The 16620-nt window shown below is 43.0% G+C and carries 12 protein-coding genes and 1 pseudogene; 10 read left to right on the top strand and 3 right to left on the bottom strand.

What is annotated here, in order from left to right; all coding sequences use genetic code 11:
* Positions 1-107: 107 nt before the first annotated feature.
* Genes C6N34_RS14615 through C6N34_RS14605 form a run of 3 tightly spaced genes read left to right on the top strand, consistent with a single transcriptional unit; the run spans position 108 to position 1949 of the window.
* Positions 108-626, top strand: coding sequence for a DEAD/DEAH box helicase family protein (locus tag C6N34_RS14615; protein ID WP_236107170.1), 519 nt, complete (start codon positions 108-110; stop codon positions 624-626).
* Positions 619-1572, top strand: coding sequence for a C-terminal helicase domain-containing protein (locus tag C6N34_RS14610; protein ID WP_236107168.1), 954 nt, complete (start codon positions 619-621; stop codon positions 1570-1572). Before C6N34_RS14615 ends, C6N34_RS14610 begins: the two co-directional genes overlap by 8 nt.
* A gap of 26 nt (positions 1573-1598) precedes the next feature.
* The gene (locus C6N34_RS14605; RefSeq protein WP_115538279.1) at positions 1599-1949 is read left to right on the top strand and encodes a hypothetical protein; all 351 of its coding nucleotides are present in this window, start codon (positions 1599-1601) and stop codon (positions 1947-1949) included.
* A gap of 304 nt (positions 1950-2253) precedes the next feature.
* Here the strand turns inward: C6N34_RS14605 and C6N34_RS14600 are convergent, their stop codons facing one another.
* Positions 2254-3399 (bottom strand): helix-turn-helix domain-containing protein, encoded by a 1146-nt coding sequence (locus C6N34_RS14600; protein WP_057177162.1) that lies wholly within the window; start codon positions 3397-3399, stop codon positions 2254-2256.
* Positions 3400-4248: 849 nt separating this feature from the next.
* Between C6N34_RS14600 and C6N34_RS14595 the strand changes: the two genes are divergently transcribed.
* Positions 4249-6291 (top strand): DEAD/DEAH box helicase, encoded by a 2043-nt coding sequence (locus C6N34_RS14595; protein WP_236107166.1) that lies wholly within the window; start codon positions 4249-4251, stop codon positions 6289-6291.
* Between the two features lie 72 nt (positions 6292-6363).
* Here C6N34_RS14595 and C6N34_RS14590 read toward each other — a convergent pair.
* A pseudogene (locus C6N34_RS14590) lies at positions 6364-6489 on the bottom strand (transposase); the annotation flags it as partial.
* A 76-nt stretch (positions 6490-6565) separates the two neighbouring features.
* Between C6N34_RS14590 and C6N34_RS14585 the strand changes: the two are divergent.
* From C6N34_RS14585 to C6N34_RS14575, 3 genes are all read left to right on the top strand, one after another.
* Positions 6566-7741, top strand: coding sequence for an RNA-guided endonuclease InsQ/TnpB family protein (locus C6N34_RS14585; RefSeq protein WP_236107536.1), 1176 nt, complete (start codon positions 6566-6568; stop codon positions 7739-7741).
* Between the two features lie 48 nt (positions 7742-7789).
* Entirely contained in the window at positions 7790-10441 is a 2652-nt protein-coding gene (locus C6N34_RS14580) for a DUF1156 domain-containing protein (RefSeq protein WP_236107165.1), read from the top strand.
* Positions 10442-10514: 73 nt separating this feature from the next.
* Positions 10515-13556: a Swt1 family HEPN domain-containing protein gene (locus tag C6N34_RS14575; protein WP_115538087.1), complete on the top strand. Its 3042-nt coding sequence runs from the start codon at positions 10515-10517 to the stop codon at positions 13554-13556.
* A 1-nt stretch (position 13557) separates the two neighbouring features.
* On the opposite strand, the gene C6N34_RS14570 is transcribed toward C6N34_RS14575, so the two are convergent.
* Positions 13558-14245 (bottom strand): IS1 family transposase gene (locus tag C6N34_RS14570; protein WP_236107022.1). Its coding sequence is split into 2 segments (ribosomal slippage): positions 13558-13980 and positions 13982-14245, totalling 687 coding nucleotides; the frame shifts between segments, so codons are not numbered across the junction.
* Between C6N34_RS14570 and C6N34_RS14565 the strand changes: the two genes are divergently transcribed.
* The 3 genes from C6N34_RS14565 to sat all read left to right on the top strand — a co-directional run bounded on the left by C6N34_RS14565 (position 14217) and on the right by sat (position 16576).
* Complete coding sequence (locus C6N34_RS14565; RefSeq protein ID WP_236107163.1) at positions 14217-14585, top strand: hypothetical protein; 369 nt, start codon at positions 14217-14219, stop codon at positions 14583-14585. The genes C6N34_RS14570 and C6N34_RS14565 overlap by 29 nt on opposite strands.
* A 27-nt stretch (positions 14586-14612) precedes the next feature.
* Complete coding sequence (locus tag C6N34_RS14560; protein ID WP_236107161.1) at positions 14613-15221, top strand: Uma2 family endonuclease; 609 nt, start codon at positions 14613-14615, stop codon at positions 15219-15221.
* A gap of 170 nt (positions 15222-15391) precedes the next feature.
* A complete protein-coding gene (gene sat / locus C6N34_RS14555) occupies positions 15392-16576 on the top strand; it encodes a sulfate adenylyltransferase (protein WP_040008206.1) in 1185 nt (394 codons plus the stop codon).
* The last annotated feature ends 44 nt before the right edge of the window (positions 16577-16620 follow it).

Genomic DNA, 16620 nt, shown 5'->3' with positions numbered 1-16620 from the left:
GCCACAAGTCCCACTCGCTGGACCACAAATCGCCCAAAAAATACTGTGTTAGAATAGGGACTGGAGGATAAAAATATAGAAATGCGATCGCAAGAGAGAGACTAAATTTGATAAAACTAGAAGAGCTAAAACAAGGGTCAATAATAAATGGCATTCTACCTGGTCAAGGTGTTACAGTCATTGATGCCAAGTGGTTCGGAACAGACACAGTTGAATTAACCTACAAAGATATCCACGGTAGTCCTTACACAGAACTACTTTTCCGAGATAGAGAAGAAAGCCTACAAATTGTAAACGAGGGAAAACCCTGGAGCTTTGATGGTGATGGGGAAACATTGTGCCTAGTTTCTGAAGCTCATCGCATTAACCTAGCTTATCTATTTGACCCACTTCTAGCCGTTCACACATCACTAGTAGAACCTTTACCCCATCAAATCACTGCTGTTTACAGTGAAATGCTCAATCGCCAACCTCTCCGCTTCCTTCTTGCTGATGACCCAGGCGCAGGAAAAACCATTATGGCAGGGCTATTAATCAGAGAACTACTAATTCGTGGGGATCTAGCCCGTTGTTTAATCGTCTGTCCAGGAAGTTTAGCAGTCCAAAAGAGCCCATCTGATGGTTAACTACGACCTCCCCTGGAATCCCAACCGCCTAGAACAAAGATTTGGTCGCATTCATCGTATTGGACAAACAGAAGTATGTCATCTCTGGAACCTGGTCGCCCATGAAACCCGAGAAGGAGACGTTTATCGCACCCTCCTAGAAAAACTAGAAGCCGAACAAAAAGCCCTAGGAGGACAGGTTTTTGACGTCTTGGGCAAAGCGATCGCCGGCAAAGAGTTGCGAGAACTGCTCATTGAAGCCATTAGATATGGCGATCGCCCAGAGGTAAAAGCCAGACTAAACGAAGTTGTAAAAGAGAAACTAGATCAACAGCAACTACTCAAAAGAGGAGCCATACTAATTGATGAAAATGATTATACAGAAGAGATTCGCGCCCTAGTATATTTAGAACATGCCATTCAAGATGCCCGATTAAATAGGGATGGAAAAAGAAGAGTAGTCTCAAAGCGCATGCAGTATGTAGAAATTCCCCTGAGAGTGAACAAGCAAAATGAAGACAGCAAAGAAAACCAAGTAAAAAATGCAGGCTATGCACCCTATTTGAACTATAGACCCTTAAAAGAGAATGAAAAATCCCTAGTAGATCCCATACTAGATTCACTACAAATAGAAAATAATATAGAAAAGAAAGCCATAGAATATGCCATTACCAATCTAGTTGTAGCACACCTGCAAGAGATAAAACAGAGAAAAGAAGAATTAATAGAAAAGACCATGAAAGCAGTAAAAGACCGATTAACCAAAGAAATCAACTATTGGGATTATCGAGCCAGCCAACTGCGTTTACAAGAAGAAGCAGGCAAACCTAATGCCAGATTAAATTCTAACAAAGCCCAAGCCAGAGCGGACGAACTAGAAAGCCGTCTTAACCAACGCCTGAAAGACCTGCAACAAGAAAAACAATTACTGGAGCAGTTGGTTTTAGAAGAGACTGGTATGGTTTAGAAATAGGAGTCGCCTCATTTGGCAATATGCCTACAATAGAGAAATTTGATATTCCCCACAACTATTACACAAGTATTGGAGAAAGAGAGACTTCAAAACTAGGAATAGACCTGTTGGGCTTTTTACCGATAAGTCAGGATTTATTTTTATATGGGGGACCTGGTTTCTACTTTGCTGAAAGAGCCAATATCATACGGTCTAACGCTACTGGATGGCTTTATAAAAAAGATAGTTTTACCAGTACCGATTTTACCGGTCAAGCTGGTATTAATTATACTGGTTCAGGTTTTACAGTGGGTGTTAGCTATCATGGTTTAAGAGGAGCTAATATACATATTGGATGGACAATTAACAATAATAAGTCAAGGACACGTTAAATATACCATCTTTTGTTTGGTCGGCGATTGCGCAGCACTCCCTCTGGGCGATCGCTCTTAGAGATTATCCCCCTAGTTCCTTCTCAAGGGAAAATTTTGAAGGTGTTGAAGGGCGATTGCGAAGCACTCCCTAGAATTAAGTAGGGAAAAATCTGAATGTGTTGAGGGGAGATTGCATTACACCCCCTATGGGCGATTGCGAAGCACTCGCTACGCGAGATCGCATTACACTCCCTACGGGCGATCGTAGGGGAGTAAGCTTTTAGCTGGGATGAAACCAAATGAAAGAAAGAGGAAATAAACATCACCAGGACAAGCTCTTTTGGGATGAGTTAAGTAGGGAGGCACAATTCCCTTTGAACCGAAAACTTACCTTCAAACCGTTCATCCAAGTAGGAGCAATCACTTTATCGTGCTGAAGCCTTCCTATCACAATACCGGGATGAATTCCAATCCGCTTGGCAAAGTCAATTACAGCCTCCTTCGACTTCAAATTAGGTAGTTCTAACTCGTGATGTAGCGGAATTAAAAACTCCCGTGACCAGCAGTTTGCTTCTTCCTCTTGCTTTGACTGCACTACTGCTCCTCCATCCCACTCATCTAGGAAGATATCCTTTTTGTCGTGAAGAAGAATGTGAGCTGCTTCGTGGAAGAAGGTAAACCAGAAGCGGTCGTTCTGCTTGCCATAGAGCGATAGCTGAATCAGTGCCTTGTGCGGATTTAACCACCGGGCCATCCCGCTTACGTGCGCCCTTGGAATTGACGGGACAATCACAAATACCACTCCGGCTTCCCAGCAGAGCTTCCGCATCTCTGGATCAAACTCTTCGGGTTCTAACATGGTGAGCGTGCGAATCTCTCGCACCGCCTTCTCGAATTTTGGCTTACTGTACTTCGGGCAGTTGAGCCGCTCCGCAAGAATTTCCCCTTGCCGAATCCAGGCGGCGATCGCTCCCACATCACTTTGAGCCTCTCGCGTCCGACGAAAGGCACACTCCATCCCAACGTAAAAGGTTTGCCAGTCATCTGGTGATGCCACACCAAAGAAGTGTAGTAGTTCCCTGACAATGCCAGGTTTACTCTTAGCATCAATTCGACGCTTTGGGATTACTCCTTGCTGCATCAGCTCCTTTACGGGTAATTCATCTAACCAGGGAGTCCAGGTTTGCAAACGCTCTTGTTCCTCAATCTTGGCAAGTTGAGCGCGGTACTGAGCCTCCCGGTTAAGCCAGAATCCAGCGGTACTTCCTAGTACCCGTTCTAACTTAAGCGCAGTCTCCTCATTAATCGGTGCTTTGCCGTTAATCAGTTGGCTTATGTGCTTTGTTGTATACCCCAGACGCTCTGACAGTTGGCCCTGCGTCCAATCGCGTTCCTCTAGCAGATCCAGAATAGTATCACCAGGAGGAGAGACCCAATCAGGGGTGAAGGGGCGTGTAATTTCAGTCATGGTAGTCCCCTATAAAAACGATACAGACGCGAGTGACCTTCGACCAATCAATACTTCGATCCTCATTTATAGGGATAGGAGTACTAGCTGGCTTGAAGACGAGTCGTCTCCCACCTTCTAGATCTACAGCAAACTCCCCAGCGCGATCGCCTCTTAAGGGATGCGGCCGCCCTGACACCAGCTCCCTTACCGACCCCGCAGCACGAAGGTCAGCGAGGCGAGAGCGAAGTTTACGAGCGCAGGTTCGACCCAGTTTCTGTTGGGCGACCGATTGCTGCTCGCATAGCTTCTGAAGTTTGCTGTCAGCGAAGGTAATATCCATCGATGGAACTATATTTTAGTTTACCATTTTGGTAAATATTTTGCTGCCATTATACCCACATTCCGCACCCTCAACTATCAGGGAGGGAAATTACTGAGATAAAAAATCAAAGTTAGCATAAAAATAAACATAGAGAGTGAAAAAAGCATTCGAGAAACAGTAAATCAGCAAAAATGTCATCAAAATCTATTCTCAATAAACACTACTTGCTCCTTGTATCTACCCTAAGATAGATATTTAATCCATCTTAGGGTAGATATTAAAACAGTCACCTGTAGATAAAATAACTTTAGTATGAGATTATTTTTCTATTTAATACAGCAACTTGATAAAAAACTTACTCAGTGTAACAGTACAAATCCAGAACTATACAACATATAGCAGGCTAAATATAGATGGATCCACATAAGAAAGTGATCTCCCATAGGGAGTGCTTCCCAATCGCCTGTTCGCCCAAAAAATACTGTGTTAGAATAGGGACTGGAGGATAAAAATATAGAAATGCGATCGCAAGAGAGAGACTAAATTTGATAAAACTAGAAGAGCTAAAACAAGGGTCAATAATAAATGGCATTCTACCTGGTCAAGGTGTTACAGTCATTGATGCCAAGTGGTTCGGAACAGACACAGTTGAATTAACCTACAAAGATATCCACGGTAGTCCTTACACAGAACTACTTTTCCGAGATAGAGAAGAAAGCCTACAAATTGTAAACGAGGGAAAACCCTGGAGCTTCGATGGTGACGGGGAAACATTGTGCCTAGTTTCTGAAGCTCATCGCATTAACCTAGCTTATCTATTTGACCCACTTCTAGCCGTTCACACATCACTAGTAGAACCTTTACCCCATCAAATCACTGCTGTTTACAGTGAAATGCTCAATCGCCAACCTCTCCGCTTCCTTCTTGCTGATGACCCAGGCGCCGGAAAAACTATTATGGCAGGGCTATTAATCAGAGAACTACTAATTCGTGGGGATCTAGCCCGTTGTTTAATTGTCTGTCCAGGAAGTTTAGCGGTCCAATGGCAAGATGAACTACATCACAAATTTCACCTCCATTTCCAAATCCTCACTAATGAACGTATAGAAGCAGCTATAACTGGTAATGCTCTTGATGAAATGAACTTGGTTATTGCCAGACTAGATAAACTCAGTCGCAATGATGACTTACAAAAAAAACTCCAGCACACAGATTGGGATCTGGTCATTTGCGATGAAGCTCACAAAATGTCCGCCTCGTTTTTTGGTGGAGAAATTCGAGAAACCAAACGCTACAAATTGGGCAAACTCCTCTCCACCCTCACCCGCCATTTTCTCCTTATGACCGCCACACCCCATAATGGCAAAGAAGAAGATTTTCAATTATTCCTTGCCCTCCTGGATGGAGATCGCTTTGAGGGGCGATTCCGGGATGGTGTTCATGTATCAGACACATCCGACCTGATGCGTCGTATGGTTAAGGAAGAATTACTCAAGTTTGATGGCAAACCACTGTTTCCAGAAAGAATTGCCCATACAGTTAGTTATCCACTCTCCGACCAAGAAGCTCTTCTTTACAGCAAAGTAACAGATTACGTCCGAGAAGAATTTAACCGAGCAGAAATGCTCTCTAATAATGGCAGAAAAGGAACAGTCGGCTTTGCCCTCACCATCCTACAACGCCGTTTAGCCTCATCCCCAGAAGCCATCTATCAGTCCTTGAAACGACGACGAGAAAGACTAGCAAAACGAGTCAGAGAAGAACAACTACTCAAACGAGGAAAAAACCTAGAAGTAGAAAATGGTAGTATTATTGACCAAGAAGACATAGATGATGACTTAGAAAATAGCGATAGCACAGAGCGGGAATCCACCATAGAAGAAGTAGTAGATCAAGCCACAGCAGCACGTACAATTGCTGAACTAGAATTTGAAATCAGCCAACTAAAAAACCTAGAAGACCTAGCCAACAGCGTGCGTCTAAGCGGGAAAGACCGCAAATGGGAAGAATTCTCCCATCTACTCCAAGATAAAGCAGAAATGTTTGATCAAGGAGGATATCGACGTAAAATAGTCGTCTTCACTGAACATAGAGACACCCTTAACTACCTCAAAGATAAAATTGCCAACCTCCTAGGTAACTCAGAAACCGTAGTCACCATACATGGAGCTATGGGAAGAGAAGACCGCAAAAAAGCAGAAGAAAACTTCAAACAAGATAAAGAAGTACAAGTCCTCCTTGCCACAGACGCAGCAGGTGAAGGTATAAACCTACAAAGAGCCCATCTGATGGTTAACTACGACCTCCCCTGGAATCCCAACCGCCTAGAACAAAGATTTGGTCGCATTCATCGTATTGGACAAACAGAAGTATGTCATCTCTGGAACCTGGTCGCCCATGAAACCCGAGAAGGAGACGTTTATCGCACCCTCCTAGAAAAACTAGAAGCCGAACAAAAAGCCCTAGGAGGACAGGTTTTTGACGTCTTGGGCAAAGCGATCGCCGGCAAAGAGTTGCGAGAACTGCTCATTGAAGCCATTAGCTTTGCCGACAGAAGCCCCACGCTCCTAAGAGTGAGCGTGGGATGAATGGCGCGTGAGTTGACGACAGTTCCCTGACTAATAGGGAACATGGAGAAAACGAACACTGTCTTATTCTGCTAGGATGATATGTAATCGCTGTAACATATCTCCAGTAAAGGCTTTGCGCCTATATTTTGTCGTTAAAACTAGATGTACTTTTAAGTCACTGACTGACCTTCCCTTTGAAACAAAATCATTTTTCATAAGCTTCTTGCCATATTTCTCATAATTAGTGTATACTAGAATAGTAACACCAACATCAGAAAAAGGCGATAATCAGGTGCGGATATCCTATCAATACAAAATTAAACCGACAAAACAGCAAGCAGAAAAGATTGATAAAACGCTAGAAATGCTGCGCTATCAATACAATTATTTGCTGGCTCAACGGTTTGATTGGTATGAACAAAATCGTTCCCCTATTAATAGATGTTCCATATTCGTTTGTCATTTACCAGAACTCAAAGAGCAACCTAATTATTACAACCAAAAAGCATCATTAACTCAACTTAAAAAAGACCGTCCTTGGTACAAAGAGATTCATTCTCAGGTGCTACAGGAAGTCGCAAAGAAAGTTGAGTTAGCTTTTGACCGATGGTTAAAAGGTGATAGCAACAGCAAAAAGTCTGGTAGACCTAGATTTAAAAGTACGGGACAATATAAAACATTTACTTTTCCTCAATTCAAACAACATCACTTTGTCAATAACAAGATTACGCTATCAAAAATAGGCGATGTTAAAGTAATTGTTCATCGTCAAGTTCCCGACGGGTTTCAAATTAAAACTGTATCTGTCACTAAAAAAGCAGACGGGTATTATGTAACTCTAAGTCTTGACGACAAAACAGTTCCCACAATTAAGCCTGATTTTAATGCTAATAATATTGTTGGTATTGATGTCGGATTGATTGATTTTATTGTCACCTCAGACGGTGAAAGAATTGCCGCACCTAAGTTTCTACGCCAAGCTGAACGCAAGTTAAAATCTGCGCAACGTCGTGTCTCTCGTCGGAAGAGAGGTTCTAATCGCCGTAAAAAAGCGATTAAAAAACTGGGTATTCTACACAAGAAAGTTGTTGATACTAGAAAAGATTTCCAATTCAAAACAGCTAATAATCTACTCAAAAAGTATGACGTAGTAGCTGTTGAAAAATTAAATATAAAAGGACTTGCTAAAACAAGATTGGCTAAAAGTATTAACGATGCTGGTTGGGGACAGTTCATCACCATACTTTCAAACAAAGCCGAGAATGCTGGCTTGAAAGTGATAGCTGTAAATCCAAACGGTACGAACCAAGAATGTTCTAACTGTGGACACAAAGTCAAAAAGCCGCTATCAGAAAGAAGGCACAATTGCCCTAATTGCAAGGTCAGCTTGTGCCGGGATCTAAATGCGGCTATAAATATAAAGGCGCGTGGGACACACGCCCTCAAAGCTCAATCAATGTCTTCATAGAAGAGTCGTTGAGAAGCCCACACTCACCTGTAAGGGAGTGTGTGGAGTATGTCACGAAGAATTGAAATTAAAGAAGATAAAAAAGGAAATATAAAAGAGACTGTAAAAGGATTAGTATCCTGGGATGACATTAATAATCCTAAATCAACAGTATTAATAGATGCTCAAAAAGAAATCACCCGCTGCCTAGCTTGGGAACGTGGAGACCAACCCCCGACTAAACCTGATGCCATAAGAGACTACATCGCTAAAAATGCCCCCCCCGCATACGACCCTTTTTGCGGAGGAGGATCCATACCCCTAGAAGCCCAGCGATTAGGACTTCAGTCCCATGGTAGTGACCTCAACCCAGTAGCAGTATTAATTACCAAAGCACTCATTGAGATTCCACCCAAATTTAGAGACCAACGCCCAGTTAATCCATCAGCCACCCCCACAGGAAAATGGTATGGTGCCCAGGGATTAGCAGAAGATATCAGATATTATGGACAGTGGATGCGGGATGAAGCCTTTAAACGAATTGGGCATTTGTATCCCAAGGTCAAGCTAGCAAAAGAGCAGGGAGGCGGAGAAGCCACAGTTATTGCCTGGGTGTGGGCTAGAACCGTCAAATGTCCTAACCCAGCATGTGGTTGTCAAATGCCATTGGTTAATAAGTTTCATCTTTCAACCAAGAAAGGGAAAGAGGCTTGGGTTGAACCTTTGATTGAGCAGCAGCAAGGGGCCCTAACTCCCAAAATAAGATTTGAGGTAAACACAGGAAAGGGGGAAGCACCAGAGGGGACTGTAAGTAGAAAAGGAGCAGTTTGTATAGCCTGTAAAACACCCGTGACATTGGATCATATCCGTAGCGAAGGGAAAGCAGGAAGGATGAATGCTCAATTAATGGCCATTGTAGCTGAAGGAAAAAGTGGAAGAATTTATGTCTCTCCTAGTGATGAACATGAACAAATAGCTCTTTTAGTCGAACCAAGTTGGAAACCAGAGACAGAACTTTCAACCCATTCCCAATACATGGCAACACCTCGTTATGGCATGACAAAACATAGCGATCTCTTCACCTCGCGCCAACTTGTAGCCCTGACCACCTTCAGCGACCTAGTACAGGAAGCAAGAGAGAAGATAAAAGACCACGCCATAGCAGCAGGAAAAACTGATGATCATCTCTCTCTCAATGATGGGGGTATGGGAGCTACCGCTTATGCAGATGCAGTAGCTACCTATTTGGCAATCGCTATTGACAAAAGCTCAGATTATTGGAGTAGTATTTGCACTTGGCACATAAGTGGGGAAAAAATGAGTCATGTCTTTACAAGACAAGCTATTCCCATGACTTGGGATTTTGCTGAAGCTAATCCTATGAGTGATTCCAGCGGCAATTTTAATGGTGCTATTGATTGGATTTGGAAGGTTATTGAAAAGTCTTCTTGTTTTCCCCAGGGAAAAGCTATTCAGCTGGATGCCACCACATCACAATCTAGCAACAATACACCCAAATTCATCTCCACAGATCCACCTTACTATGACGCTATTCCCTATGCAGATCTATCTGATTTCTTTTATGTTTGGCTGCGCCAATCTATAGGTTCTATCTATCCAGACATCTTTAATACTGTATTAGTTCCGAAAGCTCAAGAAATGGTGGCAGATCACTTTCGACACGAAACTAAAGATAAGGCAAAACAATTTTTTGAAGATAGTCTTATTCAAGTTTTTCAACGTATCAATCAAATTAATGACAAAGATTATCCTATAACAATATATTATGCGTTAAAACAAACCGAAACAGACAATGAACAAAACATCTATTCTACAGGATGGGAAACTATTTTACAAGGATTAATCCAATCTAGTTTTAGTATTAATGGAACATGGCCACTACGAACAGAATTAGGTAATCGTATCAGAGGACAAAATTCTAACGCCCTTGCCTCCTCCATAGTTCTCGTATGTCGCCCCCGACCCCAAGACGCACCCAAAACCACCCGCCGCCAATTCCTCAAAGAACTCAAAACAGACCTTCCCCCAGCCCTCAAACTCCTACAACAAGGCAACATCGCCCCCGTTGACCTAGCCCAAGCCAGCATAGGCCCCGGTATGGCTATCTTCTCCAAATATGCTGCTGTATTAGAACCTGATGGCAAGTCCCTACGCGTACGCAGCGCACTCCAATCTATTAACCAAATTCTGGACGAATTCCTCACCGAACAAGAAGGCGAATTCGATAGCGATACCCGCTGGGCCCTCACCTGGTTTGAGCAACACCAATTCTCTGATGGTCCCTATGGTGATGCAGAAACCCTTTCTAAAGCTAAAAACACCAGCGTTCAAGGTCTAGTAGAATCAGGCATTTTAGAAGCTAAAGCGGGTAAGGTCAGACTCCTCAAACGAGAAGACCTCCCTACAGACTGGAAACCACAAAAAGATACCCGCATGCCAATCTGGGAAATCACTCAACATCTTATCCACTCACTCCTATTTCAAGGAGAAGTCGGTGCAGCCAAACTCCTAGCCCAACTAGAAACCAGTCCCTACCTCGCCCGAGACCTGGCCTATAGATTGTATAACCTGTGCGATCGCAAGGGATGGAATCAAGAGGCTATAGCCTATAATAGTCTAGTCATATCCTGGACGGAGATTACCCGATTAGCCAACCAATATAGAACCCCTAGTGATCACCAAATTAGTCTTTCTTTATGAGCGCCATTGTTTTTAATGACCAAAATCGTGCATTATAGTTAATAACTGCATTAATAACATATATAAAAAACTCATGGCAATAAGTAATCGGGAACGTGTAGGAAGGGCACTTGATTCCCTTAAAGAAGGACTCTACCCCTTTGTGGACAGAGAAATGAAACAAACCTATGGTAAACAATGGACTACTATGGCCATAAATTGCCTCCCGGAAAGCTACACAACCCGAAAAACAGCAGATACTATCTTTCAAGAAGACGTATCAGCCCTACTTATTGTTATGTGGGAATATTGGAACGACGTTTTTAAAAAAACCCTGGGGAGAAGCGATCGCTCATTAGTGAGTGAACTAAGAGAGACCCGCAACAGCTGGGCCCATAACAGTTCATTTTCCCTAGACGACACCTACCGCGCTTTTGACAGTATTACCAGACTGCTAAATGCAGTTTCTGGGGATACCGAAGAAGTAGAAAAGCAAAAACAAGAAATCCTCAGAACCCGGTATGAAGAACAAGCCAAAAGAGAAACAAGACGCAAAGCAGAAGCACCCACAGAAGGACAACCATCATCATGGTTAAAACCATGGAGAGAAATTGCCACACCCCACCCCGACGTAGCATCAGGTCGCTACCAACAAGCAGAATTTGCCGCCGACCTGTGGCAAGTATATCAAGATGAAGGTTCTGATGAATACCGCCTCCCTACAGAATTTTTCCGACGCACCTACTTGACGGAAGGACTCAAAAAACTCCTTACTAATGCCCTCATTCGCTTGACAGGCAAAGGAGGAGACCCAGTAATCGAACTACAGACCAACTTTGGAGGAGGCAAAACCCATGCTATACTTGCCCTCTATCACATGTTTTTTGGACTACAACCCCACGAACTACCCGGACTAGATCCAGTATTTGAAGAAACATCCATCAAGGAACTACCCCAAAACGTCAACACAGTAGTCATAGTGGGTAACAAAATCTCACCTGGTACCATTTATAAAAAATCAGATGGCACCCAAATACGTACCCTGTGGGGAGAAATAGCCTGGCAACTGGGAGGGAAAGAGGGTTATGAAATGGTGAGAGACAGCGACCAAACAGCTACTAATCCTGGTGATACTCTCAAACACCTATTTAACCGCTATGCTCCCTGCATGATATTAATAGATGAGTGGGTTGCTTACGCTCGCCAACTTCATGAACAACCAGATCTCCCAGGAGGGAGTTTTGATACCCACTTTACCTTTGCCCAGACCCTGAGCGAATCAGCAAAAAATGCCGACCGCACCCTGTTAGTAGTGAGCATCCCCTCCTCCTCTGATAACGAAATAGGTGGAGATAGGGGCAAACAAGCCCTGGACAGATTAAAAAATGCTATGGGTAGGGTAGAATCTCCCTGGAGACCATCCAGTGCGGAAGAGAGCTTGGAAATAGTCCGTCGTCGCCTATTTGAGACTACTACAAACCCAGACCTGTTTGTGGAAAGAGATAGGGTGATTCGGGCATTCTATGATATGTATCGCCAGCAAAAGCAAGAGTTTCCTAGTGAATGCGCAGAAGCCAAATATCAAAACCGCCTAAAAGAGTCTTACCCCATACACCCAGAAATATTTGATCGCCTTTATTCAGAATGGTCAACTCTGGATAAATTTCAGCGAACTAGGGGAGTATTGCGTCTAATGGCCAAAGTAATCCATTCTCTGTGGGAAAGAGAAGATAAAGGTTTACTGATCATGCCAGGTCAAATTCCCATGGATGATGCTCAAGTTCAGTCAGAACTAACAAGATACCTGGATGACAACTGGGTTCCCATCATCGAAAAAGATGTAGATGGAATAAACTCCCTTCCTCTGGAGATAGACAGGCAAAACACCCCCATTGGTCGTTACTCTGCTTGTCGGAGAGTTGCACGCACCATATACCTAGGCTCAGCGCCCATTCAACAGGCCGCCAACATAGGATTAGAAGAACAGCGGATAAAACTTGGCTGTGTCCAACCAGGGGAAGTAGTAGCCACCTTTGTAGATGCTCTTAGAAGATTAACAGATAGAGCTACCTACTTGTATATTGATGGTAACCGCTACTGGATCTCTAATCAACCCAACGTTACCCGTACAGCACAGGATAGAACCAACCAATTTTTAGAGGAACTATACAAAGTCACAGAAGAAATAATTAGAAGATTAAAAAGCGACAAAGAGCGGGGTGAATTTACAGCCATTCATACTGCTCCAGACTCCAGCAGCGACATACCCGACGATCCTAACCTAGGAGTGAGACTTGTAGTTCTTAGTCCCGAACTCCAGCACAATAAAGCTAAAAAAAATAGCAGTGCTATAGAATGGATAGAAGACGTTCTGAATCATAGAGGAACCAGCCGCCGCTATTATAAAAACACCCTAGTATTTGTTGCTGCGGAGGAAGACAACATAGAAAATTTAAACAAGAATGTTGCCCAGTATCTAGCATGGGATTCCATATTGAATGACAAAGACACATTAAACCTAAATGTTTCACAGACCAAACAAGCCACAGCTCAGAAAGAACAATCAGAAAAATATGTAAAAACAATTTTGAACCAGACCTATCAATGGTTAATTTCACCTGAGCAACCAAATCCCCACGAACCGATAGAGATTAACTGCGAACGAATACCAGGAGAGAGTTCTCCCATACTAAGAGCTAGTCGCCAACTAGTAAACGATGGACAACTGATTACAGAATATTCCAGCAACACCCTAAGAATGGAAGCACTAGACAAATACCTATGGAGAGACACCAACCACATAGATCTCAAACAGCTGTGGGAATACTTAGCCCAATACGTATATCTACCCCGATTAAAGAACCCAGAAGTGCTATTAGAAGCAGTAAAAAACGGAGTACAAAAAATAGACATACAGAATCACTTTGGTTATGCACAGGGGTGGGAAGAGAGCAAACAGAAATATAAAAACCTAGTAGTATTGCATAACATAAACCCCAGCATCAGCAGTGAAAACCTGATTGTAAAACCCGAAATAGCGACAAAACAGCTAGAAGAGGAGCAAGTCAAAGAACTTACCTCACCCAGTAGAAGTGAAAGCACCAGTAAAAAACGGCGTTGCATATTTGCGGGATGAATCAACTAAACGCGGGTATTACTTCATACTTTAAATAGTGAAGTAATAATTTAATTGAATACCTAAGCATATCTACAGATTTTGAATAGCATAGCGTTTTTCTATGTAGTCGCGCTAAGTAGTGACGTAAACGTGTATTTTCACCCTCTACCCTAGTCATATATGTTTTGCTCACAATATGATCCTCTGGCTGAATAAAACTCGGATAAACCCTCCACCCATCAGTAACATAAAAAAAGCATTGCCAGAGTTTAACGATGTCCCACAAAGGTTGAAATGCTTGTGAGCTGTGGTCTCCCACAACCCAAGCCAGGATATTTTTACGGAAGTGATTTACTGCTGTCCACAACCATATTTTGTTTTTTTTTGATCCCACAAAGGTCTCCAACTCATCAAGCTCACCTACCAAGGGTGTTTCCTGGTGGAGCATCTGGAAGTATGGAACCAATTTGTTTTAGCCAGTAAATAATAGTTGTATGATGAACGCCTTTATCGCGTTCAATTGCTCTAAATCCCATACCGTTAACATAAGAGCGCAGGCAACTTTGTTTAACTTCTTCTGAATAGCCTTTAGGTGGACTATAGACATCGATAAATTGACGACCACAATCAACACAAATGTGATTTTGTTTACCTCGACGTTTGCCATTCTTTCTGATTTTGGAAGACCCGCAGTTTGGACAATGCACAGTAGATTACCTCAATTCATACCTCTATTATGCAACGCCTAAAAAACCGATCCAACCCACCCAAGAACCCACCCCAACCGAGAGAACCAGAGAAACAAAACCCCAGCTCAAGAGATTTCATGGCACAGTAGAGATTGACCCCTTACGAATTAATCGCGATGCTCCTGCGATCGCCAATGAAATCATTCAGCACCTAACCAGCTTAAAAGATGCGAAAGTTAGGATAGTATTAGAAATTGAAGCAGACATTCCCGATGGTGTACCTGATGATGTGGTGCGCACTGTCACAGAAAATTGCCGCACCCTCAAATTTAACAGTCAGGCCTTTGAGCAGGAGTAAAGTAAAGTGATAAAAAGGTAGGGGAGTATGTCAATTTTAGTTCAGATGATTCCTATGATTGCAGTCAAAGAACAAGACCAGTTTTTTACACCTGAAGAGTATTTTTGCTGGGAAGAACAGCAGTTAGAAAAGCACGAGCTAATCGATGGTCGCGTATATGCAATGAGTGGTGGCACACAAAATCACAGTGCGATCGCAATTAATTTTTTATTATTAATTCGGTCTCATCTGCGAGGAAGTACATGTCAAGTTTTTAACTCAGACCTAAAGGTTAATATCCTTGGAACTTCTAACTATACTTATCCAGATTTGAGTGTAACTTGCGACAATCGAGATCGGGAGCATTCCCTCTATATTACCTATCCCTGTTTAATCGTTGAAGTTCTATCGAGCGGTACTGAGGCATATAGTCGTGGTAATAAGTTTGAAAAGTACAGACGTAATCCCAACTTGATTGATTACGTATTAGCCAGCTCTGACGAAATCGCAATTGATATTTATCACAAAAATGAGACAGGTGACTGGTTAATTCTGAGCGATCGCCCAGGTGATCGGGTGGAGCTAAAAAGCATTAGCTTGAGTTTGCCGATCCAGGAGTTTTATGAGGAAATTGTTTTCCCGGATCTGATCCAATAATTAGGACTTGCGGTGTAGTTACCAAAGATGGCAAAATTTTAATGTAGTTTGGGCACCGCACCACCAAGAAATTTTTTTGCCAAACTACTAGGACAGTGCACCAAGCATTTGATAACTTATTAATTGATTGGCAACAAAACTATAAATTACTAAATTACGGAAGGATCACCTTGAGTTACCATCGAGATGCGATCGCCCCCCACGGCGGAGAGTTAATAAACCGAGTTGCTTCACCAGAACAAAAAGAATTTTTTTGTGCTAAAGCTGATTTCCTACCGAGAGTGATCCTGGATGAGCGGGCTGTTTCAGACTTAGAAATGATAGCCATTGGTGGTTTTAGTCCCTTAACTGGTTTTATGAACCAGGTGGACTACAACCGTGTAGTAGAGGAAATGCGTCTGGCTAATGGTGTAGTTTGGTCAATTCCCATCACTTTGTCTGTGACAGAAGAAGTGGCAAGTCCTTTGCAGGTGGGTGGGTTAGTACGTCTAGATAACTCCCAAGGTGAATATATTGGCGTGTTGGAACTCAGTGAAAAATATACCTACAATAAAAAGCGCGAGGCTGCGAATGTCTATCGCACAGACGAAGCCCAACATCCAGGAGTTCAAGTAGTATATGCCCAGGGTTCTGTGAATCTGGCTGGGGATATCTGGTTACTGCAACGTGATGCTCACCCCCACTTTCCCACCTACCAAATAGACCCTGCAGCTTCTCGACAAATGTTCCGGGAAAAAGGCTGGAAAACTATTGTGGGCTTTCAAACTCGTAACCCCATTCATCGGGCCCATGAATACATTCAAAAGTGTGCGTTAGAAACTGTTGATGGTCTATTTCTACATCCCCTGGTGGGCGCTACCAAGGAAGATGATATTCCAGCGGATGTTCGCATGCGCTGCTATGAAATTTTAATCGAGCATTATTATCCCTTGGATCGGGTAATTCTAGCAATTAACCCTGCTGCTATGCGCTATGCTGGACCTAGGGAAGCTATCTTCCATGCAATAGTTCGTAAGAACTATGGTTGTACCCATTTTATAGTAGGTAGAGACCATGCGGGTGTGGGCGACTATTATGGTACTTATGATGCTCAATATATCTTCGATGAGTTTCAACCTTCAGAACTGGGCATTGTACCAATGAAATTTGAACATGCTTTCTATTGTACCCGTACGAAACAAATGGCTACCACTAAAACTAGTCCTAGTACCCCAGGAGAGCGAGTTCACCTCTCAGGGACAAAGGTTAGAGAAATGTTGCGTCGTGGTGAATTACCGCCACCTGAGTTTTCTCGTCCCGAGGTAGCAGCAGAATTGGCACGAGCCATGCGTATTGGACAAACAGCTTTGGTATAGTATACTACCTAGAGTACCCGTTGACATTTGGCAAATTGCAGATA

The organism is Cylindrospermopsis raciborskii Cr2010, from assembly GCF_003367075.2.
GTDB lineage: Bacteria > Cyanobacteriota > Cyanobacteriia > Cyanobacteriales > Nostocaceae > Raphidiopsis > Raphidiopsis raciborskii.
This window is presented reverse-complemented; position numbering and strand designations above follow the sequence as displayed.

What these genes read in the sequence shown, in the direction of transcription:
- C6N34_RS14610 (WP_236107168.1), top strand. Translation starts at nt 619, where the DNA reads ATGGTTAACTACGACCTCCCCTGGAATCCCAACCGCCTAGAACAAAGA.
- C6N34_RS14605 (WP_115538279.1), top strand. Translation starts at nt 1,599, where the DNA reads ATGCCTACAATAGAGAAATTTGATATTCCCCACAACTATTACACAAGT.
- C6N34_RS14600 (WP_057177162.1), bottom strand. Translation starts at nt 3,399, where the DNA reads ATGACTGAAATTACACGCCCCTTCACCCCTGATTGGGTCTCTCCTCCT.
- C6N34_RS14580 (WP_236107165.1), top strand. Translation starts at nt 7,790, where the DNA reads ATGTCACGAAGAATTGAAATTAAAGAAGATAAAAAAGGAAATATAAAA.
- C6N34_RS14575 (WP_115538087.1), top strand. Translation starts at nt 10,515, where the DNA reads ATGGCAATAAGTAATCGGGAACGTGTAGGAAGGGCACTTGATTCCCTT.
- C6N34_RS14560 (WP_236107161.1), top strand. Translation starts at nt 14,613, where the DNA reads ATGTCAATTTTAGTTCAGATGATTCCTATGATTGCAGTCAAAGAACAA.